The following is a 20,800-nucleotide window of genomic DNA, read 5'->3' as shown; positions in this document are numbered from 1 at the left end:
TATAGCCGCTGGGCTCTAAAACTCAAAATAAATAAATTCAGATGGAATATTGGCAGCAAAGAGAATCGTTAGCACTAATAAGGCTTTAGAAACCCAGGGCACCAAAAAAAGCTCATATTCTAAAGACCGTTCTTGCCAAACTGCAATATGCTCTACCAGTAAAAAACCTGCAGCTAACAACAAAATCAGCCCCAGCGCCATGGCTTCATTCAGGCTGAACTGACTAAATGCGCTGCCGAGATTCGCTAACGAATACGCCCAGGGTGTGATCAATGTGGTCAACTTAGTGACGAGCCGAGCCGTATTCAACTCCATAAAGAACAAACAGCCCAGCACCACTGAGCCAAAGGTTAATGCCCACGACATAATTTGAGGTCGTTTGACATACTTGTTAACAACTCTCTGAAAGGGTCGACCAGCATAGCGCAGGAGCAAGAGGAGAGCACCGTGATAAGCGCCCCAGAGAATAAAGTTCCAAGATGCCCCGTGCCAGAATCCCGAGAGGGTGAACGTCGCAAACAGAAAAGCAGGAGCCCAGGCTTTTCGAGACCCCATGAGCGGTAAAAACACATAGTCACGAAACCAGGTACTTAGGGAAACATGCCAGCGTCGCCAAAACTCGTTGATGCTCTGAGAGGTATAGGGGGCTAGAAAATTTACAGTTAGACGCACCCCCAACACCCGGGCAATGCCCACGGCCATAAAGCTGTAGCCGGCAAAATCAAAATAAATTCGCAGCGTGAACAAAAAGGCATAAAACCAAACCAGCCAAGCATTCCCCGCCTCTTGCAGATCAATGTAGGGTGCAATGTTATCGGCGAGGACAAATTTCATAAACAAGCCCAGGGACAACCACCGCAGCCCCCAGTCCCAGTTATCGGCTGTGAACTTAAATCTAAAACTAGAAATTTGCGGTAATAGGGCCGACCGTCGCTCAATTGGACCCGCCACAATTTGAGGGAAAAAGGCAACAAAGTTCACATAGTCCATGAACTCAATCGGCTTTTTACGGCGGGCCTTGAGGGAATCCACCACAAACGCCACCATCTGAAAGGTGTAAAATGAAACCCCAGGTGGAATTCCTCCAAAGACCGGCAGTGGAAATTGCGATCGCCAATTTCCCGGCACCACAACCGCCAATCCTAAAATATCCTCAACAAAAAAGGTTAAATACTTAAAATAGACCAGTACACCTATGTCAAAAATAATCAGCAACGTGGCAATGAGTCGTTCCTGTTGGGGTGGGCGGGTGATCATCCACCGTACCATCCAATAGTTAAACAGGATTTGGATCAGAAAGACAACAAAGCTGGTGGCACTGGCATTGAAAAACAGCAGTAGCGATAGAGCCGCAATCCCCACCGTGTCAAAAACGCCACGCCAAAGGTTAAAAACCTGTCCAATCAAGCGCACCGTAAAAAACGGGACACAGAACAGCAGCAAAATCCACCAAAAGGAAAACTCAGAGAAATTCAAAACGGTGTCTCCTTAGTAGCATTTGCCCTACAGATCCTTGGGATCTATCGAGACCTCAAATTCATTGACTAAGTAGGTAGAGGCTTTGGCAATGGTGGGATAATCCCAAAACAATGTAGACGGTAGCTCCAGGTCAAGCCAGTCCTCTAAATCGGCAACTAGGGTCACAGCATCGATGGAATCTAATCCATAGCGAGTCAGAGGTTGGGTGACGTCTACCGTCGTTGGCTCTAAGGAAAGCACATCAGCTAGCTGTTGAACCAGCCAGGTCTGAATAGCTTCAATCGGAGAGATAACCGTTGGGTTTTGAGTAGTAGAAGATGTCATAGGTTTCAGTTAATGTAAGGTCAACGGTCTTAACGAGAGTAAACTAAACGGCAACAGCTTTAACTAGTTTGAACATGAGAAACCCTTTCAGATCTAAACCTGCAAAATGGGAGCAGGGGATTTGATCGGAGCAGAAGCGTTAACAGAACTTGTCCTAGGTGCCAATTGGAATGGCACAATTGACAACATTTTGTCAGCCCCATGGAGCCGTAACAGTTCCTCCGCTACGGTTTCGTAGTAAGCCAACGGTATGGCTGGCTGCTCAGGGGTGAGCTGGGCTAACAATCGATCTGCGCACAGCACCAGCCATTTCCCTTGAGCAAAGAAATCTCCCAGCTGGCTGCGATTGTGCAGCCACATGTGCAGACAAGCCGCTGCAGCATGAATATAACAGTACCGCTTGGCCTCTTCAAAGGCTTCAAAGGACTGATCGTGACCATGTTCAAAAGCACCATCAACAATGGCTTCATCCTGTTCATCCAAGACTTGCAGAAATTGTTGGTACTGCTGCTTGAGACAGTCCAGGACATTTTCATCTATATCTAGGGGGTTGCCGAGGGCCTCCAGGGTAGCCAGGGCGGATTCTAATCCCTGGGGCACATCATCGGTGCCCCGAGCGATCAGATCGAGCTGGCTGGGATCGAAGGTAGGGAGCTCTGTCGTTAGATTAAAGCTGTTGCGTAAACGTGCTTGGAGAGCGACTAAATCCTTGGGTTTACGCCGACTGCGAGCTTTGGCTAGCTGCCGTCGCTGTAGGATCAAGGCATGGAGATTAACGACTGAGCTGCCATCAAACACACTGATTATGGAACTATCGCGCAACATTTTTTGGAAAACACCATAGTCGTGCTCATCGCGCATATAGAACCTTGCACCCAGGACAACTGAAATATCCTGTTGCATTTTTTCTAGGGTGACGGGCACAAAATACTTGTCCACCGCCGACCAGACGCTAAACTGCCGGGGAGCAACGTGAAATCCTCGCGCCGCCGCAATATTGACACAGTCACAGGCCAGGATATCAAGGAATCCATTAACCAACACACGGCGGGGGTGAGGCATATCCCAGACGGTCTTGCCGTAGAGCTGACGATTCAGGGCAAAATTGAGGGTGGTGCGCAGACAAGTATCAGCAGAACCCTGGGAAAATGCTGCACACAAGGCCCGAGTAATCTGAAATCCTTTTAGGGCTAGCTCTAATCCTTGCCCCTCTTTTCCTAAAAGCATTTCATCAGGGACAAAACAGTCTTCAAAATAAATACCGCTCATGTCGGCTCCACGAATACCGTGGGTTTTGATTTTAGGGTTGTTGCCAAAACTGGTGGGATCAAGTGCCCGTTTGTCTAGCATAAACAGGGACAGCCCTCGATTACCTCCGGCTTTGTCAGTGCGGGCCAGCACAAAGGTGATTTCCGATCGAGTTGCCCGGTTAATGGGCCATTTCTCACCCGTGAGGCGATAGCCGCCAGGCACTTTTTCTCCCACTAAACTGCCACCGACTAGATCACTGCCGTGCTCCCGTTCAGAATAGGCCAGGCACATGGTGCCGTAATCATCTTGCATAAACCGAGCCAGCTGTTGTTTTTGTGTTTCCGTACCTGCCATCCAGGTGAGGAAAGACCAAAACATGGTGGTAAATGCGATCGCAGTATTCAGATCGCGACGAGAGAGCACCCGCACAAATGCAACAAATTCCTCAAAAGAGGTAAATTTGCCACCGCAGTCAGTGGGAATGTAATAGTGTTGTAATCCCCAGTCATAGAGCCCCTTAATTTCAGCCTCAGGGAAGACCTCTTGTTCATCAAGGGTGGCCATGTGCTGAAAAGAGAGAGGGTTCTCTGGAATAAAGGGGTTGCCTAGGGAGCGCTCCAGGGCTTCCGCCACCCAGTATTGCTTAAGAGATTTCATAAAACTGTCGCTAGGATTGAGAACTTAATCTAGGCAATAAGGCCTGATCGTCATAAAATAGAACAACTTGATTCTGTAGCACCCACAACCATCAAGAAGATGCCATCTGTACCTGGTTTTCCAGGGCGTCAGCATCATTTTTAAAGCTCCTCATCCTGGCCGTCAGCTGAGGATGCTCACTCCAGTCGGCAATGACCTCTAGGGTACCGACTAAAAAGTGATCGCGGCAGGCCCGCCGTTGGATTTTGCCACTGGACGTCTTCAGAACATTGCCGGATTTGACGAGTGCGATCGCACTCACCTGTAATTCATGGGCTTCGGCAATAGCCTGCCGAATATCTGTCAAAATGTCGTCCGCTGTCATGGTTAACTGATGCTGGCGCTCCACTTCTTGCACCACTACCAGCTTTTCTTCTCCTTCATCAATGATGGAAAAGGCTGCGCCATAGTTCGGACGAAGAGCCGGATGTAGCTGCTGCACCGTCCACTCAATATCTTGAGGATAATGGTTGGCACCGCGAATAATAATCAGATCCTTAATACGTCCGGTGATATAAAGCTCCCCGGCCCGCATAAAGCCTAAATCTCCTGTGCGCAGGTAGGGGCCAACCTGAGGTGTATCCTTGAGTCTTGCTCCAAATGTTTCTGCGGTGGCATCAACCCGTTGCCAATATCCACCAGCAACACCCGAATCAGCCACCCAGATCTCTCCCACCTCGTCATGAGCACATCGAGTTAACGTATCTGGGTTAGCAATGACAACCTCAGTCTCGCAGACTAATTGACCGCAACTCACAATATCTCTCAGTAGAGCATCGTCCTGGACAGGAGCGACAACCCCCTGCTCCAAAGCAGTGGCATTCAGCGACAAAATCACCGGCTCTGTCCCCACCCGTTTACTAGAGACCAGGAGAGTAGCCTCTGCTAAACCGTAGGCTGGGGCAAATGTTGTCCATCGAAAACCATGGGGGGCATAGGCATCCAAAAACTCACCCATGACGCGAGGGTTAATGGGTTCTGCCGCATTACCTGCTGCTTTCCAACAGCTCAGATCTAACCCCTCTCGCTTGGCGGGCTTCACCCGACGGACACACTGGTCATAGGCAAAGTTAGGGGCCTGGCTGTGGGTAGCCCGATATTTAGAAATGGCTTCCAGCCAACGCTGAGGTCGCTTTATAAATGCCAGGGGTGACATCACATAGCAAGGCACCCCAGTATACAGGGGTTGGATTAATCCTTCCACCAGGCCATAGTCATGGAAATAGGGCATCCAGGTAACTGTTGCCCCCTCGGGCGTATACCCACAGGCCCGTTGCAAATAGGCAGAATGGTGCATTAAGTTTTTGTGGCTCAGCATGACCCCTTTAGGCACCGATGTCGAACCTGAGGTGTATTGCAGGTAAGCCAACGCCTGCTGATCTACCTGGGGGTCTTGCCATTGCTCCGCCAACTGTAAATCTACCTGCTCGGTGTTGAACCAGGTCATCTGTGCAAACTGAGGAGATACTACATCCTGATTATTCTTCAGAAGATCGATGATGCGTTGGTTGCTCAAAACTAAACTAGCATCAGCATCCTTCACAATCTCCAGTAGACGAGGCAGGGCCCGCTTCATACGCCCAGCATCTGGAGGAGGAACGGGAATAGCGATCACCCCAGCGTATAGACAGCCACAAAAAGCGGCCATAACCTCAACCCCCTGGGGATAGAGTAACAATGCTCGCTCTCCTTTAGCTTGTTGGAGACGGGCGGCAATTGCCCGAGCCTGTTGATCAAGTTGTTGATAGGTGTAGCAAGCGGTTTCGGTCTTACCATCTTCAAGAAACTGATAGGCCAGCTGATCAGGTTGCCTATCAGCTCGATAGCGTAACAGATCAATCAGGGTCGTGAGCTTTGGGGATACAGAGAGCTGAAACATGGCAATGTAGCAGAGCTCCAAATAAGAATTTGATCACAAATGATACTTAGGGAGATCGCACTTAAAAAGCTGGAAAAGCTATCAATAAAAAGATAGCGGTGCGAAGTTTAGAATCGACTATGCAGATTAGGGGCAACCAGAATGTTCTGCACCTAGAGCCTGAGTGACTGAAGGCAAGAATGTAAGACCTTATACCGTTGGTTGCTGCGAGAAAATACTGGTGTCATAATCGCACGAACCTTAAGGAAAGAGACCAGAGGCCTGAAAGCTCTTCACAGAAAAAACATACAGTTTTTTCTAATATAAAGTTCTTTATTGTCTAAATGTATCCACTGAAGTAAACCATTGTAGTGAGTGAGTAGTACGCTACAAAAAGAGCATAACTCTAAAATATTTAGGATCTTAAATTCAATGAGGACATAGCTTTCAGCATTTATCCAGCAACCTCAAAAAGATGGGAAACCCTCATAAAGCCTGGTGGCTTTCTCAAAGTTTTGAGATCATGACATCGTACACAGGGTACTTTCCAAATGTCCCTAACGAAGAGAATTTAAGCTGTAACGGTATTTTCTTTGAGAAAATTACTAAATTTTCAGCGGGTTCTTCAGGGGTAGGACAAGGGCGATGGGGGTAGCAGATATATAAAAATTGGCTATATCCCTGTTCATACAGACCATCTGCCAACTGTCGAACGTCGGATGTTGATTCAGTCAGAAAAAAAGTTTTTTCAGGGGTTGCTACCCAAAGTTGCTGAGCGACAAACTGATGGGACATGGCAATGTAAGGGCTGGAATGCTCAGTAATAGCAGTAATCGCCGGTGCGATCGGCCCATAGTTGCGACTGAGAGAAACAGAGGCCGTGGCGCGATCGCCATAGTTGGCGACGGTACCGTTGTAAACGTTGAGATAAGCACCTGCTAAAAATACGATAGTTAGGCTACTAATTGTTAAATAATATCGCCAGCCCCTCAAGCAAGTGAGCACTTGATTGAGATAGGTGCCGCCAATCAGGGTAAGTAGTGGCACCAGGATTAGGTAGAAACGAGCGCCCCACTGTTTGCCACCAGCCCCAGGCGGAATAATCAGAGGAACAACCAGAGTAAATAGTAGAAGAATTAACCATATTGTGATGATCTGATAACGAAAGTATCGAGGCTTGCTAAATCTGGTTAAAACGGCAATCGTCAGTACCCATAGGGTAAATGGGAAATATTTGATTAACGCATTGAGCAACTGTTGATAATTAGCCATGGCTTGGGACAGTTGCTGACGAATGGAAGATTCTTCGACCACCTGAAGGGCATGAATACCTAGAAAATGGCCATAAATCGTTTGATTAAGCCCAAAAAAGACCAACATACTCAACAAAAGGCCACTTATAAACAAGCGGCCTTTACCCTGGAGTATTGGTAGCCAAGACAACATTTTTGGACTCACCCATTGCCAAAGTGTAAGTCCCACTACAATGGCGGCCAAACATATAAATTCAGAGCGAAACCAAACGGAAAGACCGATCAGGCTACCGGATAAAAATACCTGAATATTGGAGGTTGTAGCACCCTTTGGCCCTAGCAGTATGGTGATTCCCCAAAAGGCTAAACTTACGGCTAGGGTATGCTCCCAGTACATGGCTCCATACAAGGTTAAGGGAGAGGCAAAAATGAGGATACTGAGTGCGATCGCAACCACATCTGCTCTCCACTTTAGTTGTTGTCCAATCTGAAAGAACCTTAGCCAGATTAGCCATAGGGCTAGTAAAGGAACAACATACAGCCCCCAGTAGCCTAGAACACTGTAAAAAATAGATGTCAGTGCTGGAAAGGGAAAAGGAAAGGTAATGAAATAATTATCAAATCGTTCATAGACATAGGGAGGCGTGAAGGGATACAGCCCTTGTTTCCATAATTCAACAACCCAGCCTGGGGCCGATAAGCGTAAATCAAAATGCCAATTTCCTGCAGCCAGTTGTTGAGACAGCAAGGCTTTAAGGCCACCATCACCACTAAAAAATACACCCCCTTGGGTATATTTTTGCAGACTGAGGGTAAATAGAATGCCGACCAAGATAATAAGCCATGGGAACTTAACATCCAGGGATATCTTCGATCTAGAGGGATACATAACGGCAGTTCCTCGATGACTGTCGTGATTTAGGGTATTAATTCTTATTTACGAATATCTGGCCATGGGAAACCTGTTCAGGTTTGAGCTGAAATCTGAGACCGGTAACTATAGCTAACGCTGCAAAACCTTGATGCAACGGCCATGTAGTATACAAGGCAAAGCTACAAAAATGCTGCAATCAAAAAGTCCCAAAGACCGAGATATTCTAGTTGAAAGCCAATGATTTTTTAACATTACCACTGATTTCAAGATCTGGTGCGATCTCATCGATTAAAAATATGCCTGCTTTGTCAGTGCTTGTCGTTTTTCGAGACACTCATCCTGTTGCCACTTAAAACACGTAATTAAGGGTTTGAGATTCCACCATTTCTGACTGGGAAATTCATAGGTTAAGGTTTATTAACCTGTAGTCTGGCCACTTCAGAGATGGCCAGACTACTGATAGTGTCATAGTTGAGGACGCGAACTCCACCAGAAGCAATTGTCCCCATGGCCAGTGCCTTATACAGAGACGCTATCAACTCTACAGAAAGACTTTGTAGATTGAAAAGTTCAACAGTCTTGTTGTTATGGTAGTGATGATCGGTATGACCCATGGGCAGGAGTCTCTAGAAACCTTTCCATTCTCTGATGACAACTTGATAAAGCCCTGTGCTGTAGCTGGCTGTCAGTAGTAAAATGCTGGCTATGGCATATCTTCTCTCGGCAACCAAACTCAAGTCCTATGCCCAGTGTCCCAGGGCCTATTATTTTCGCTATGAGTACGGTTTGAAACAGCCGTCGATGTTTGGCGCGGCGGTTTTGGGTAAGGCCTTGCATGGTGCCCTGGCGCAGCTATACCAGGATTGGCATTATCAGGAGCCGTTACCGTCAGAGGGGTGGCTACGGTATTGCTGGGAGCATCAGATTAGTGCGTTGACGGCGGCCCAGGTGGAAGCGGGGTGGCAGATTCTGTGGCGGTATTTTGAGACTGAGATTGTGCCATTGGGGGTGATGCAGCGTCCCTTGGCAACGGAGGGTAGAATTCAAGGTTTGACCCAAGTGAATGGTCTGGAGTTTAAGCTGACGGGGCGTTATGACCGATTGGATAGTTTAGACGATGGGTTGGAGTTGATTGATTATAAGTCGGCGAAGAACCCGAGGGTACCTGAGGCTGACATGGTGGATTTGCAGCTGGGTTTGTATAGTTTGGCGTTAGAGCGGCGTTATGGCAAGTTGTTGCGACGGATGAGTTTGTTGTTTTTGCGGACGGGGGAGCGAGTGACCTATGGGGTGACCGATGAGCATCGGCGTCAGGTGGAAGCGGTGATTGGTGAGCTGGCGTTGCGGTTGTTGGATGAGGAAGATTGGCAGCCTAGATGTGGGGAGCAGTGTGGGCAGTGTGCCTATGCGAGGTATTGTTCGGCGGTGGAGGCTGAATTGGACTTTGTAGAAATTTGAAGAGAGGAATGCACTAGGAAGCGGCAATAGGCGATAAAGAGCAAAACCAAAAGAAGCTCAGCCTATTGCCATGAATGTGCAAGATCGTATCAATCAACTCAACCAATTTCGAGATCAGGTTTACGCTAGTTTCAATCAACGCTCCGATAGTCTGATGGATTTGTTAGATGCCTTGTGTGGGAATACCCATGCCAGGTCTGTTGTTGAGTTAAGCCTCAACCCTCTGTTTCGGCGAGAGTATGGATCGTTATATGCGGCTATCGGAGCCTTGGGGGTAACCCGCGATGAGGTGAGCGCGTCAGACCAACCTGACGGGAGTCCTCCTCAGTCTCGATTTCCTCAGACGTGGATACAGTCAATTGCCAAGGGGGTACCGTCCCCGTCCCATCGGGATTATTGGTTATTTGGTGTGGATGTCACTCCGGTGAGTCGCCCCCATGCCATCACTCTTAAGGATCGTGAGTCGGTCTACAAACCCACGGTGGTGGCAGGCCAAAAACCGATCACCTTGGGGCACAACTATTCACTGATGGCCGCTATCCCCGAAGCTGAGGTCACGGGGGCGCGTCGTTGGATTGTTCCGCTCAGCGTGGAACGGGTCACCAGTTTTGAGAGCAAGGTCGGGGTGGGGCAGCAGCAGGTAGAGCGTCTGCTCAATGACGAAACCGTCCCCTGGCATGGGCAGCGGTGTGTGCTGGTGGTCGATAGTGATTATAGCCATCGCCGATTTCTCTATCCCTTCAGCACTCAGGAAAATCGAGTGATTGTCACCCGCAGTCGTGCCAATCGTGTCTTCTATCGGGTACCGCAGGCATCTACTGAGAAACGGCGTGGCCATCCTCGTTGGTATGGCCTGCGTTTCGACCTCAAAGATGAGACCACGTGGGGGGACCCTGACGAGCAAATCAGGTTTGAAACCACCACTACCAAAGGCCATCTTCGGACCGTTACCTTAACGCGTTGGCATGATCTGCTGATGAAAGGCTCACGCGCCCAACCCATGCATGCTCACCCCTTTGACCTTGTCCAAGTACAGCTCACTGACCCCACCGGACACCGCATCTTCAAACCCCAATGGCTCATCGTCTTTGGCCACTCTCGGCGACCGCTAGATACCCGCAATGCCTACCAAGGCTATACCGAGCGTTTCAATCTTGAACACGGCATTCGCTTCACGAAGCAGAACCTCATGATGAATGACCTGCAAACCCCTGATGTCACTCAAGAGGAAGCCTGGGTTCAATTCTCCTGGTTAGCTTATGCTCAATTGTGGATGGCACGCTTGTTGGCTCAGGGACTCCCGCAACCGTGGCAACGATTTTTACCCGATTACACTCAACACCATTGCACACCAGCCATGGTTCAGCGTGACTTCACGCGAATTATTCGGCAGATTGGCACCCCGGCTGCTGAGTCCAAACCCCGAGGTAAATCTCCGGGGCGCACCGTTGGAACCACCTTACCTCACAGACCGAGACGACCCATTATCAAACGGGGGCGGGCTAGACTGAAAAAGAAGAAAAAAGCAGCTTAACGTTGATTGCTTGCACTCATGTTGCCCGGTGACAACACACTCTGCAATCGGCAGAGATAGAAGCTCTTGCCTCTTTTTTTGTTAAAAGTCCAAGGCTGAACCGGAGCCGTTGCCGGAGGTGCGGCAGAAGATACGGCGGTTGCAGTTGTGTTTGGGTATTTGACTATTGTCTTGGTGGACTGTTTACGGGGGTAAGGATGTATTGCTGTGTTTCCTTTGCTAAAAAGATACCAATTTTCTCCCTTACCCCCTTTCTTCTTCCTCCCCTGCGTTAGTTTCCAAAATTACCTGCTCATACAGTAACTCAATTGGACACTCAAACCCAACACTCTCTAGGGTGATGATATCCTCAGCCTGGTATGTGGTATATAGCCACAGTCGCCCTTCTCCTCGCCGATAAATTTCCACCTCAATCTGGGTGGAGCTGATCAGGACATATTCTTCTAAACTGGGCAAACTGCGATATTCTCTGAACTTTTCGCTGCGATCTAAGGTTTCTGTGCCGGGCGACAGGACCTCGATAACAAGTTTTGGGTACCGCAGGGCATCCAATGCGGTTTTGTCGCGTTCGTCGCAGCTGATGGCTAAATCTGGATAGCGATAAATCTGTGGGGTGATGTTGACTTTTGCATCGGCCATGTTGATGCGGCAACCTTGTTCGCGAGTATAGGGTCGTAGTTTGGTAAGCAGGTTGATGGCGACGTCGTTGTGGGGTAAGGAGCCCCCGGCCATTGCATAGACGCTGCCGTTGACAAATTCGTAGCGCAGTTCCTGCTGGGGTTCCCAGTCCAGGTAGGCGGCGGTGGTCATTTTTTGGGGCGGGGGTACGGCAATCATAATTTTTGGGGTGGCTGGCTGATTATATTATGGCGTAGTTAGGGAGTGCGATCGCGACGTCTAAAATTATTACATCGGCATCTGAACGTTGGACATTAGCATAGTCGATTACAAAATATCACTTGACGAAAACCACGATTTTTAACTAAGAAAAATTCGCGAGGTTCCTGTGGAGTATCAGGTAGGTAATCGCCAATACGTAAAGCTCGTTTTTCCGATGAAAAATCCTGCACAGATTGAAGCACTGTCAAAGGAAATTTCATAAAGCGTGAGTTCACGATGGCTAGTGATAAAACTGTTGGATATTAGACTCTCTCCAGATGGGGGTTAAACAATAAATGCGTCGTCGTCAATTTCTCGTTTTTCAATGTCGTCTCTGTTCCCAGAGTCATTACTCACCTCCCGAGACTGACATTGCGATAGCGAATGGATCGTTCGGATGGCTTTCCAAAAACAACAAGGGGTTGTTTTATCTAAGAGTATGCCTGCTCTACTGTTGTCTAAATTATGGGCTGATAAAATAGGGCAGGGAAAAACTCTAAAATACCTTCATTGGTAGCTTAAAAAAACGACAAAAATGCAACATTAACTTTGCGCTCAGTAGTTAAGTAAGGTAAGCTTAAGTAGAGCAGATTTAAACTGTTTAACCACGTTTTCTCTTACTTATCTAAGCTAAAAAACTTTTTCCACATAGCAATCAATCGTATTGGTATAGCGAAACTTGGATTAACTGTTCTGCCCTATCCTATTCAATCTCATGCACTCATCAATTTCATAGGAAAAGTCCTATTATGAGTCTAAATAAGAAACGTCCGCACGAGGTAATCCCTGGTTACTTAGATTCGGTTAGTAACCAGGTCGCGACCATCACCAATCCGTGCACGGATATGCCGCTAAAGATTCCCCATTTTTCTGTCATGAGGCAGGCAGCAGAGAATCTTGATAAGACAAGTTATCCGGCAGATATCGCATCCGTCATTACGTCCTTCCTTCAGCGAGGGTCATGTTTCGACATGCAAGCTATTCCATCTGGTTACCAGATGGAATTTCCGGCAGATCATCATATTCACCCAGACATTGGAGGCATGGAGTTTTATATTTTAGCGGCCAATCTGGATACGACAGATCCCGACGGTCGCCCTCAAAAGATCGGCATAGCGATGTGGATGCAAAAGAATCGCATGGTCGGTCTGAGCGCACAAAAGAGTGCGGGTTGGTCTGATGGGGATACGTTGGTGGGGTCGGTGATGGCCACTGCAGTGTTAGCTCCGCCGAAAAAGAAAAAGAAAATGCCGTTTTTGGCAAGTACCTATGCGAAAAGTTCAGTAAAGGGTGGCCCAGAACAGAGTTCTAGAGCTGGGGAAGACCTGGTCTTCGAATGTGAGAAGAGTCTGGAGGGAAAAAAAGTCCGTCGTAGTCGTCTTTTAGAATGGCCGATTGTCGGTGGAAAACTGGAGTACAGCAAGACAGGTGAGCCATTTATTTTTTCTGTTGGCCCTGATTCTTTTAGTGGCACTGAGAATGTTCTACCTTTGCAGGCCCAGGTCAACGATGGAGAGAATTTAACGTTTGACCTGATGGTAGATTGTCTTGAAGAACTTCAACCGGAGACCGCATTTTTCTTGCAGGGACCCGCTGGCCCGACGGGCTTCCAGGTCAACTGGCCGCAATTGAAGATTTCGGGTTCGTTAATGGTGGAAGGCAAGCGCTATCAGATTACTGCTGGAACCGGAACCATAGTGCATCAAGCCATGCCAACTAGCCTTGAAAATGCGGACGGTGCCGTTAATCCTATCCCTTACCTTGAAGATCCGAGACCCTTTGTTGGCTGGGCCTGGCAGTGGTTTAATTTTGACAACAAAGATGCCGCCATCTTTGCGGGTGTGAATATCAACAATTTTTCTATCAACCTTGTTCCACCGTTTGGTGTCTATGCAACAATCGATGATGGAAAATGGAAGGTGACATCATTTCCCACAGCGAGTACACCCCAAGGGTCGTCCATCATGTTGGGGGATTTTCACGTCAATCCGACCGTGGCCAGTCAGCCTGGCCCGGATCGACCCAGTGCCATTATGCCCACAACTTGGAAGTACTTGATCCTGGGGGATAATTCGCAGCCGTTGCTGGATGGATTCGCGAGTGCCTGGGCGGGGGATGGTGCAATCAATATCAATGATTGGTCGATGTTTAGTGAGCTACCGGTCACGTATTATAGTTCTGATCCAAATTTGCCTGACGGTGTGGGCTATTGTGAATCTTTTGGCTTTGAAAGTACGATCCAATATACAGACCGTGGATTACAAATGCTTCGGACAGGACAGGTGCCAGAACCATCGTCAGATTCGAAGTCCTTTTTAGAAAGGCTTCTGAGTATTTTCAGGTTTTGACGTTTCAACTAAAATCAACACAAAAGTAGGCATTATCTCCCCCGGCTCTGTCGGGGGTGGTGCAATATTTAGTGGACTACCATCCTTCTTCAATCAGGAAAATCAGGGGCTGAGAGTTCTCCATCGGTGTGCCATCGTTCCACTGACTAACTCTTTCTAGGATCTCGTCTAAAAGCGGACCTTCACCTTCCTTTAAATCGTCGATTTTGTCCTTAGATCGTTGACCAAGCTCCATCATCAGAATGGGGGTTGTGTTTAATGACGCGAGGACTGTTTGGATGCGAACACCTGCCTCTGTGGGTCTGGCCATAACAGTCACAGTTCGCTGGGAGATTGCATCCATGCGTTGGGCAAAATCTCCGATATCAAAATATTCGATATAACCGATTGAGTGCTGTATTAAGGCTTCAGTGAGAAAATTAATGGTATTAGTATGATTTTTATTGGTCTCCGATAGGTCTAGATCCTTCTTTAGTTCATTGACGACTTGGTCAATTTCGTCAGAGGTGGCTGGGTACTGACTTCTCATATTATTAATATCATAATCGTAACAGGTTGATTCAAACCCTTTTGTGTTGGGAGCGACGTTTAGATAGTTATTCTTCCTTGTGGATTGTTTAAGTAAGAAAACGAGTAGATCTACAAGCGGAGTAGATTGCAAATCGCACTGTTTGTATAGTTTGGGAATTTTGTCGAGCATTTCGCTGTTGAAAGCATGGGGAACCATATCCATCGAGTTCCATTGTCTATTGGTTGTAGCCAACAGCTTGCTGTCATAATATTTGGAGAAGTTAGTGTCACCTTGAGTTTGGCCGGCTGTCGGTAAACAGCTAATCGATGTAGAGCCGTCTGTGTCCCATTCGGAGCGAGTATCCTCTAAATAGAGGGAGTAGCAGGGTGACAAGGCACCCCCTAAACTATGTCCGGTGACCATGATATTTTTGAATGGCCTGCTAGCTAGATATTGCTGGGCCGTGGTCCCATGATCTTGAGGACTTTTAATGGAGACCAGATTTTTTAACCCCAGGGAGATTCCTTTAGAAATGCGTGGTTCCCTCTGGGGCCCACACCAATGAGGACCAAGGTAACATGCAATAGACGCCACATTGGATTTTTTGCCATAGGGCCATGGTACGGTTTCTCTGACGTTAAAGTCTTGGAGAACCCAGTTCATTAAGGATTTACCATTGGTTCCTGCGATCGCAATAACTGCCTGGCTGGGATCTGTTTGTGGCACAATAATGAACATCGTATTGACCGCTCTGCCTGGCCCAGCCCACGAACCAACAGACACACCCGGTCCCCAGACCAAATGCCAAACCCCGATTAACGTTTGGATCTCTTCGTCCTGTAATACCTTGGTCAACATGGCTTTTGTTTGTTTAGCTATCGCAGCTGCCTCTCCTGTATAGTTGAAGCTAAGGATAGTTGACCACGAGATACAAAATATCTGCTGTTCGAAACTATAGGTTCCGTTGTTGTACCCTGAAGTATCGGTAGTTGTCATTTGTTTTTTCCCATATAGGCGGATTTGTCGCTGACCTCAAGCGTTATTTGGCAAGAGTAATGACCATGATTCCTCAACAACAATTTGAATCAGCAATCGGCACCATTGAATATTGTGACATTGGCACCGGCCCCCCGATCCTTTATTTCCACGGTACCGGATGTGGCAACGGTGTTGTGGCTCTATTTGAACAATCATTGCTGGATGCTGGCTATCGTTTAATTACTCCAAATCGACCGGGCTACTATGGGACAACATTGGGGCGTCGCGGTTCAGCTACTTTTTGCGCTGACTTAGCGGCCCATCTGTTGGATCATCTCAACGTCGATCGCGTCGCGGTTATCGGCACATCTGGTGGTGGTATGCCTGCGGCACAGTTCGCCTGTCGTTATCCAGACTACACTGCTGCCCTGGTTCTACAATGTGCCCAATCCCATCGATGGGACAACGGCATGTGGTTACCCAACGGCCTTGGTCAGTTGCTATGCCTGTTTCGACACAGCATCTTCGAACCACTGTTGAGCTGGCACAACAGACAATATTGGCAACACGTACAATTAAACCCAATGTCATGCATCGAAAGTTTAAGTGGAACCCGATTTTACGACATTCAGCAAGATCCTGATGTCCTAACAATTATAACGGCAATGTCAGCCATGGGAGTCGATTGTGCTGCCAAGCCAGCTGGTTATCTGAATGACTTAGCCATGATGGTTGGCGATGAGAGTGTTGCATTAGACACCATTGCTTGTCCCACCTTAATTTTGCACGATCGAGCAGATCCCATAGTTCCATTCGCCCATGCAGAATGGGCATACAGATGCATCTCTGAAGCTTACCTTCCGAATATTCGTTTAGGTGGGCATTTGATCTGGCACGGAGCCCATGCTTGGATCATGCGGGAGAAAAGAAACTCATTTCTCAAACTATCACTAGCCGTATAAAGGCAGGTATGGAAGGCTAACGCTTGCAGGTATCACCTCAGTTGGGCCACCGATTAACGCCCTGAGCTACCACCAGACCAACAATGATCACTAGAGGGGGGCTTCGTCTGATCTTCAACCAAAAAGATTACGGGCTGAGCGCCCTGGTTGGGCTTGTCTTGATTTATCTGGTCCACTTTTGTCAGGATCGCATCCCAAAGTGGACCTTCTCCTGCTTGCAATTCGTCAAGTTTCTGCCTGGTGGGCTGAACGAGATCGAGAAGAATTGGTCTTTTCGTTAACAACTCAAGCAACTTCCTCAAACGGCCACTTCCATCTTCAGGTTTAGATACAAGCACTGAGGATTGCTTGGATGCTGGCGTCAGTCGTTTGGAGAAATCGTCAATATTAAAATGGGCGATGTACCCGATCGTATGTTGGATTAAGGCCTGAATGAGAAATTTAAGGGTACTACCAATATCTAAAGTAGGAACCCCGTCTTGTTCTAGTGTCTTCTCAGATGCATTCAACATTTGGATGAACTCCCAAATGTCTTCAGCGACTTTGGATTTAGTATGCTTTATCAAGACATCCGGCTGATAATACTGGGATGGAAAGTCCTCTGCCTGGGGAGCGACATTGAGATAATTCAGGCTCTTGGTATCTCGTTGAATCTGGCGAACCAACAGCTTGATGTCCACACTGGCAGAGAGATCCGGTTCATACAGGTCGGGGACTTGGGCTAACAGCTCTGTATTGAAAGCATGGGGAACAATGTCCATCAGATTCCATTGCCGATGGGTCGTTTTCGATAGCTTACTATCGTAATATTTGGAGAAGTTACGATCACCAGGGGTGGGGCCAGCCGTGGGCAAACAGCTGATGATTGTAGATTCCGATAGATCCCATTGGGAACGGGTTTCATCTAAATAAAGAGAATAACAGGGTGACAAGGCTCCGCCAAGGCTATGTCCAGTCACCATAATATTTTTGAATGGTCTGGTAGATAAATATTGTTGGGCCGTGATTGAAGTGTTGCTTGTTGGGTCAACACTTTCAAGGTTAACTAGTTTGTCTAACCCAAAGTAGGTGCCTTTGGAAATTTGTGCCTCCGTCTGCGAAGGACCATAGGGCCATGGCACGGTTTCCTTGACGTTAAAGTCTTCAATGATCCAGTCCATCAAAGAACTGCCATTGGTGCCAGCGATCGCAACCACCGCCTGCTCAGGATCGCTTTCTGGAACAACAATAAACATAGAGTTGAGCGATTTGTCTGGCACAATAGCAGATAAAAGCGAACCAGCATACACCCCCGGTCCCCAGACCAAGTTCCAAATACCGATCAACTTTTGAATCTCTTTGTCCTCTAATACATTTACCAGCAACTCTTTTGTCTGGCTAGCAATTTCAGAGGCTTCACCTTTGAAGCCAAAGCTGAGAATAGTGGACCACGATAGAGAAAATATCTGTTGCTCGAAACTATAGGTTCCGTTGTTGTAAGCTGACGCATCTGTGGTTGCCATTGAGTTCTCCTTGCTATTTTTGGATGAGCTGCTGGCTAAATATTGCTGGGCCGTGATCCCATTATCTTGAGGACTTTTCATAGAAATCAGTTGGACTACCCACCGATCAACGCCCTGAGCTACCACCAGACCAACAATGATCACTAGAGGGGGTACTCGTCTGATCTTCAACCAAAAAGATTACGGGCTGAGCGCCCTGGTTGGGCTTGTCTTGATTCATTTGGTCAACTTTCGCCAGGAGCGCATCCCAAAGTGGGCCTTCTCCTGCTTGCAATTCGTCAAGTTTGCGCCTGGTGGGCTGACCAAGATCGAGAAGAATTGGTTTTTTCGTTAATAACTCAAGCGACTTCCGCAAGCGGCCACTCCCATCTTCAGGTTTAGATACCAAAGCTGAGGACTGTTTAGATGCTGGAGTCAGGAGTTGGGAAAAGGCGCCAATGTCAAAATAGGCGATGTACCCGATCGTATGCTGGATTAAGGCCTGAATGAGAAACTCAAGGATACTACCGATACCAAAGCTAGGGGTCTCAAATGGTTTTAGTTCTTCCTCAAATGTTTGAATGGCCTCCTCAATGTCTTCCACGATGGCTTTATATTTATCATTACTTATAAAGTCAGACAAGCTGTAATACTGGGATGAAAAACCTGCTGCCTGAGGAGCGACATTGAGATAGTCCAGGCTCTTGGTATCTCGTTGAATCCAACGAACTAACAGCTTGATGCCCACACTGGCAGAGAGATCTGGTTCATACAGGTCAGGGACTTGGGCTAACAGCTCCGTATTGAAGGCATGGGGAACGACGTCCATCAGGTTCCATTGCCGATTGGTCGTTTCCAGTAGTCTATTGTCGTAATATTTGGAGAAGTTGCGATCACCAGGGGTGGGGCCAGCCGTGGGCAAACAGCTGATGATTGTAGATTCCGATAGATCCCATTGGGAACGGGTTTCATCTAAATAAAGAGAATAACAGGGTGACAAGGCTCCGCCAAGGCTATGTCCAGTCACCATAATATTTTTGAATGGTCTGGTAGATAAATATTGTTGGGCCGTGATTGAAGTGTTGCTTGTTGGGTCAACACTTTCAAGGTTAACTAGTTTGTCTAACCCAAAGTAGGTGCCTTTGGAAATTTGTGCCTCTGTTTGCGAAGGACCATAGGGCCAGGGCACGGTTTCTTTGACGTTAAAGTCTTCAACGATCCAATCCATTAAGGAACTGCCATTGGTGCCAGCGATCGCAACCACCGCCTGCTCAGGATCACCTTCTGGAATGGCAATAAACATCATGTTGAGTGATTTTTCTTCCCCCACAAACGAATCGGCATAAATTCCTGGTCCCCAGACCAGGTTCCAAACACCGATCAACTTTTGGATCTCTTTGTCCTCTAATACATTTACCAGCGACTCTTTTGTCTGGCTGGCAATTTCAGAGGCTTCACCTTTGAAGTTAAAGCTGAGAATAGTGGACCACGATAGGGAAAATATCTGTTGCTCAAAACTATAAGTTCCGTTGTTGTAAGCCGACGCATCTGTGGTTGCCATTGGGTTCTCCTTCAACTGGTTAATTTTGGGCTGAGGCCGTTGACCAAGATCTAAAAGAATCGGCTTGTGGATTAACCACTAAATTTTCCACGTTAAGTTGATAGCTGACTAAAAATCTTGCTTAAACGGGTGTCACCCTCTACAGGTTTGGATAAAAGAGTCAAACGTTGAGGGGATATTTTTTTCCTTTGATATTGAAGCATGATGTCGAGGAAATCTCCAACATCAAATTTATTAGTGTAGACGGCTGTATGCTGGATTAGGGCCTGAATAATAAACTGGATAAACTCCTCAACGTTGCCATTGGTGTCATTATCCCCGAGAGCAGTCCCTGCCTGCTTAAGTGTTTCGATGGTTTCCTCAATGGCTTCAACAATGGGTTTGTATTTATCTGTAAAGTCAGCAAGGTCAACGACCTGTGATGGAAATCCTTCCGCATCAGGAGCGACATTTAGATAGTTTAGGCTCTCTGTAACTTGTTGAAGCTGGCAAACTAGCGATTTTATGCCATCAGTAGAAGAAAGATCCGGTTCGTACAGGTCAGGAATTTCGCCTAACCTCTCCGTATTGAAGGCATGGGGAACGATGTCTAACAAGTTCCATATTTTAGTGGTCGTCGCTAGCAGCTTACTGTCGTAGTATTGGGAAAAGTTAATATCCCCTGGGGTTTGGCCAGCCGTGGGCAAACAGCTGATGATTGCAGAGCCGATGCTGTCCCATTGGGAACGGGTTTCATCCAAATAGAGGGCATAGCAGGGGGACAAAGCTCCGCCAAGGCTGTGTCCGGTCACCATGACCTTTGTAAATGATTGACTAGCCAAATACTGCTGGGCCGTGATAGAAGAGCTGGTTGTTGAGTCAACACTTTCCATGTCGGTCAGCTTGTCCAACCCAAAGTTGATGCCCTTGGAAATTTGTGGATTCGTCGATGAATGGCCATAGGGCCATGGCACAGTTTCTTTAACGTTAAAGTTTTCAAACACCCAGTCTACTAAGCCACTCGTGCCAGCGATCGCAACAACTGCTTGAGTAGGATCTGTTTCTGGAGCAACAATAAACATAGTGTTGTCCGCTTTGTCTGACACAATCGGAGCGCTGAAAATTCCTGGCCCCCAGACCAGGTTCCAAACCCCGATCAATTTTTGGATCTCTTCGTCTTGTAATACGTTGATCAGCAATGCTTTTGTCTGACTCGCAATCTCAGAGGCACCACCTCTGAAGCCAAAGCTGAGAACAGTGGCCCATGATATACAAAATATCTGCTGTTCAAAACTATAGGTCCCGTTGTTATAACCTGACGCATTTATGGTTGCCATTGGATTCTCCTTGGGAAAAAAGACAAAGACAATGAAG

General features: G+C 47.4%; 15 protein-coding genes. 4 read left to right on the top strand and 11 right to left on the bottom strand.

What is annotated here, in order from left to right; translation table 11 throughout:
- Nucleotides 1-15 precede the first annotated feature (15 nt).
- From U2F10_RS34705 to U2F10_RS34680, 6 genes are all read right to left on the bottom strand, one after another.
- On the bottom strand, nt 16-1,476 hold the full coding sequence (locus tag U2F10_RS34705; protein WP_163671257.1) for an MBOAT family O-acyltransferase: 1,461 nt from the start codon (nt 1,474-1,476) through the stop codon (nt 16-18).
- A 27-nt stretch (nt 1,477-1,503) separates the two neighbouring features.
- Complete coding sequence (locus U2F10_RS34700) at nt 1,504-1,803, bottom strand: acyl carrier protein (RefSeq protein ID WP_163671256.1); 300 nt, start codon at nt 1,801-1,803, stop codon at nt 1,504-1,506.
- 93 nt (nt 1,804-1,896) lie between these two features.
- Complete coding sequence (locus U2F10_RS34695; RefSeq protein ID WP_499874714.1) at nt 1,897-3,711, bottom strand: acyl-CoA dehydrogenase family protein; 1,815 nt, start codon at nt 3,709-3,711, stop codon at nt 1,897-1,899.
- A gap of 91 nt (nt 3,712-3,802) precedes the next feature.
- Nucleotides 3,803-5,629 carry a fatty acyl-AMP ligase gene (locus U2F10_RS34690; RefSeq protein ID WP_499874712.1) on the bottom strand — a complete coding sequence of 609 codons (1,827 nt, stop codon included), beginning with the start codon at nt 5,627-5,629 and terminating at the stop codon, nt 3,803-3,805.
- A gap of 486 nt (nt 5,630-6,115) precedes the next feature.
- Nucleotides 6,116-7,750: an LA_3751/LA_3752 family putative glycosyltransferase gene (locus tag U2F10_RS34685; protein WP_499874710.1), complete on the bottom strand. Its 1,635-nt coding sequence runs from the start codon at nt 7,748-7,750 to the stop codon at nt 6,116-6,118.
- 392 nt (nt 7,751-8,142) lie between these two features.
- The gene (locus U2F10_RS34680; RefSeq protein WP_250566040.1) at nt 8,143-8,349 is read right to left on the bottom strand and encodes a hypothetical protein; all 207 of its coding nucleotides are present in this window, start codon (nt 8,347-8,349) and stop codon (nt 8,143-8,145) included.
- A gap of 91 nt (nt 8,350-8,440) precedes the next feature.
- Here U2F10_RS34680 and U2F10_RS34675 point away from each other — a divergent pair, with 91 nt between their 5' ends.
- Entirely contained in the window at nt 8,441-9,193 is a 753-nt protein-coding gene (locus U2F10_RS34675; RefSeq protein ID WP_499874709.1) for a RecB family exonuclease, read from the top strand.
- 70 nt (nt 9,194-9,263) lie between these two features.
- Entirely contained in the window at nt 9,264-10,727 is a 1,464-nt protein-coding gene (locus tag U2F10_RS34670) for a transposase (RefSeq protein WP_499870799.1), read from the top strand.
- A 243-nt stretch (nt 10,728-10,970) separates the two neighbouring features.
- On the opposite strand, the gene U2F10_RS34665 is transcribed toward U2F10_RS34670, so the two are convergent.
- Nucleotides 10,971-11,564: a Uma2 family endonuclease gene (locus U2F10_RS34665; RefSeq protein WP_499874708.1), complete on the bottom strand. Its 594-nt coding sequence runs from the start codon at nt 11,562-11,564 to the stop codon at nt 10,971-10,973.
- Nucleotides 11,565-12,355: 791 nt separating this feature from the next.
- Here U2F10_RS34665 and U2F10_RS34660 point away from each other — a divergent pair.
- Nucleotides 12,356-13,954, top strand: coding sequence for a hypothetical protein (locus U2F10_RS34660; RefSeq protein ID WP_499057766.1), 1,599 nt, complete (start codon nt 12,356-12,358; stop codon nt 13,952-13,954).
- 76 nt (nt 13,955-14,030) lie between these two features.
- On the opposite strand, the gene U2F10_RS34655 is transcribed toward U2F10_RS34660, so the two are convergent.
- Nucleotides 14,031-15,461 (bottom strand): lipase family protein, encoded by a 1,431-nt coding sequence (locus tag U2F10_RS34655; RefSeq protein WP_499874706.1) that lies wholly within the window; start codon nt 15,459-15,461, stop codon nt 14,031-14,033.
- A 59-nt stretch (nt 15,462-15,520) separates the two neighbouring features.
- On the opposite strand from U2F10_RS34655, the gene U2F10_RS34650 reads away from it, so the two are divergent.
- The gene (locus U2F10_RS34650) at nt 15,521-16,405 is read left to right on the top strand and encodes an alpha/beta fold hydrolase (RefSeq protein ID WP_163666387.1); all 885 of its coding nucleotides are present in this window, start codon (nt 15,521-15,523) and stop codon (nt 16,403-16,405) included.
- Between the two features lie 53 nt (nt 16,406-16,458).
- Here U2F10_RS34650 and U2F10_RS34645 read toward each other — a convergent pair whose 3' ends face one another.
- The 3 genes from U2F10_RS34645 to U2F10_RS34635 form a co-directional block, all read right to left on the bottom strand.
- Complete coding sequence (locus U2F10_RS34645; RefSeq protein WP_499057764.1) at nt 16,459-17,988, bottom strand: lipase family protein; 1,530 nt, start codon at nt 17,986-17,988, stop codon at nt 16,459-16,461.
- Nucleotides 17,989-18,013: 25 nt separating this feature from the next.
- Nucleotides 18,014-19,447: a lipase family protein gene (locus U2F10_RS34640; protein WP_499874704.1), complete on the bottom strand. Its 1,434-nt coding sequence runs from the start codon at nt 19,445-19,447 to the stop codon at nt 18,014-18,016.
- 92 nt (nt 19,448-19,539) lie between these two features.
- The gene (locus U2F10_RS34635; protein ID WP_499874702.1) at nt 19,540-20,763 is read right to left on the bottom strand and encodes a lipase family protein; all 1,224 of its coding nucleotides are present in this window, start codon (nt 20,761-20,763) and stop codon (nt 19,540-19,542) included.
- Between the last annotated feature and the right edge of the window lie 37 nt (nt 20,764-20,800).

It is taken from the genome of Leptothoe sp. EHU-05/26/07-4 (assembly GCF_043421015.1).
GTDB lineage: Bacteria > Cyanobacteriota > Cyanobacteriia > Phormidesmidales > Phormidesmidaceae > Leptothoe > Leptothoe turfae.
The sequence above is the reverse complement of the archived record's forward strand: the minus strand, read 5'-3'. Positions and strand labels throughout refer to the sequence as shown.

Bases quoted from the DNA above. Each gene is read 5' to 3' on its own strand.
- U2F10_RS34700 (WP_163671256.1), bottom strand. From the start codon at position 1,803: ATGACATCTTCTACTACTCAAAACCCAACGGTTATCTCTCCGATTGAA.
- U2F10_RS34695 (WP_499874714.1), bottom strand. From the start codon at position 3,711: ATGAAATCTCTTAAGCAATACTGGGTGGCGGAAGCCCTGGAGCGCTCC.
- U2F10_RS34690 (WP_499874712.1), bottom strand. From the start codon at position 5,629: ATGTTTCAGCTCTCTGTATCCCCAAAGCTCACGACCCTGATTGATCTG.
- U2F10_RS34685 (WP_499874710.1), bottom strand. From the start codon at position 7,750: ATGTATCCCTCTAGATCGAAGATATCCCTGGATGTTAAGTTCCCATGG.
- U2F10_RS34680 (WP_250566040.1), bottom strand. From the start codon at position 8,349: ATGGGTCATACCGATCATCACTACCATAACAACAAGACTGTTGAACTT.
- U2F10_RS34675 (WP_499874709.1), top strand. From the start codon at position 8,441: ATGGCATATCTTCTCTCGGCAACCAAACTCAAGTCCTATGCCCAGTGT.
- U2F10_RS34670 (WP_499870799.1), top strand. From the start codon at position 9,264: ATGAATGTGCAAGATCGTATCAATCAACTCAACCAATTTCGAGATCAG.
- U2F10_RS34665 (WP_499874708.1), bottom strand. From the start codon at position 11,564: ATGATTGCCGTACCCCCGCCCCAAAAAATGACCACCGCCGCCTACCTG.
- U2F10_RS34660 (WP_499057766.1), top strand. From the start codon at position 12,356: ATGAGTCTAAATAAGAAACGTCCGCACGAGGTAATCCCTGGTTACTTA.
- U2F10_RS34655 (WP_499874706.1), bottom strand. From the start codon at position 15,461: ATGACAACTACCGATACTTCAGGGTACAACAACGGAACCTATAGTTTC.
- U2F10_RS34650 (WP_163666387.1), top strand. From the start codon at position 15,521: ATGACCATGATTCCTCAACAACAATTTGAATCAGCAATCGGCACCATT.
- U2F10_RS34645 (WP_499057764.1), bottom strand. From the start codon at position 17,988: ATGAAAAGTCCTCAAGATAATGGGATCACGGCCCAGCAATATTTAGCC.
- U2F10_RS34640 (WP_499874704.1), bottom strand. From the start codon at position 19,447: ATGGCAACCACAGATGCGTCGGCTTACAACAACGGAACTTATAGTTTT.
- U2F10_RS34635 (WP_499874702.1), bottom strand. From the start codon at position 20,763: ATGGCAACCATAAATGCGTCAGGTTATAACAACGGGACCTATAGTTTT.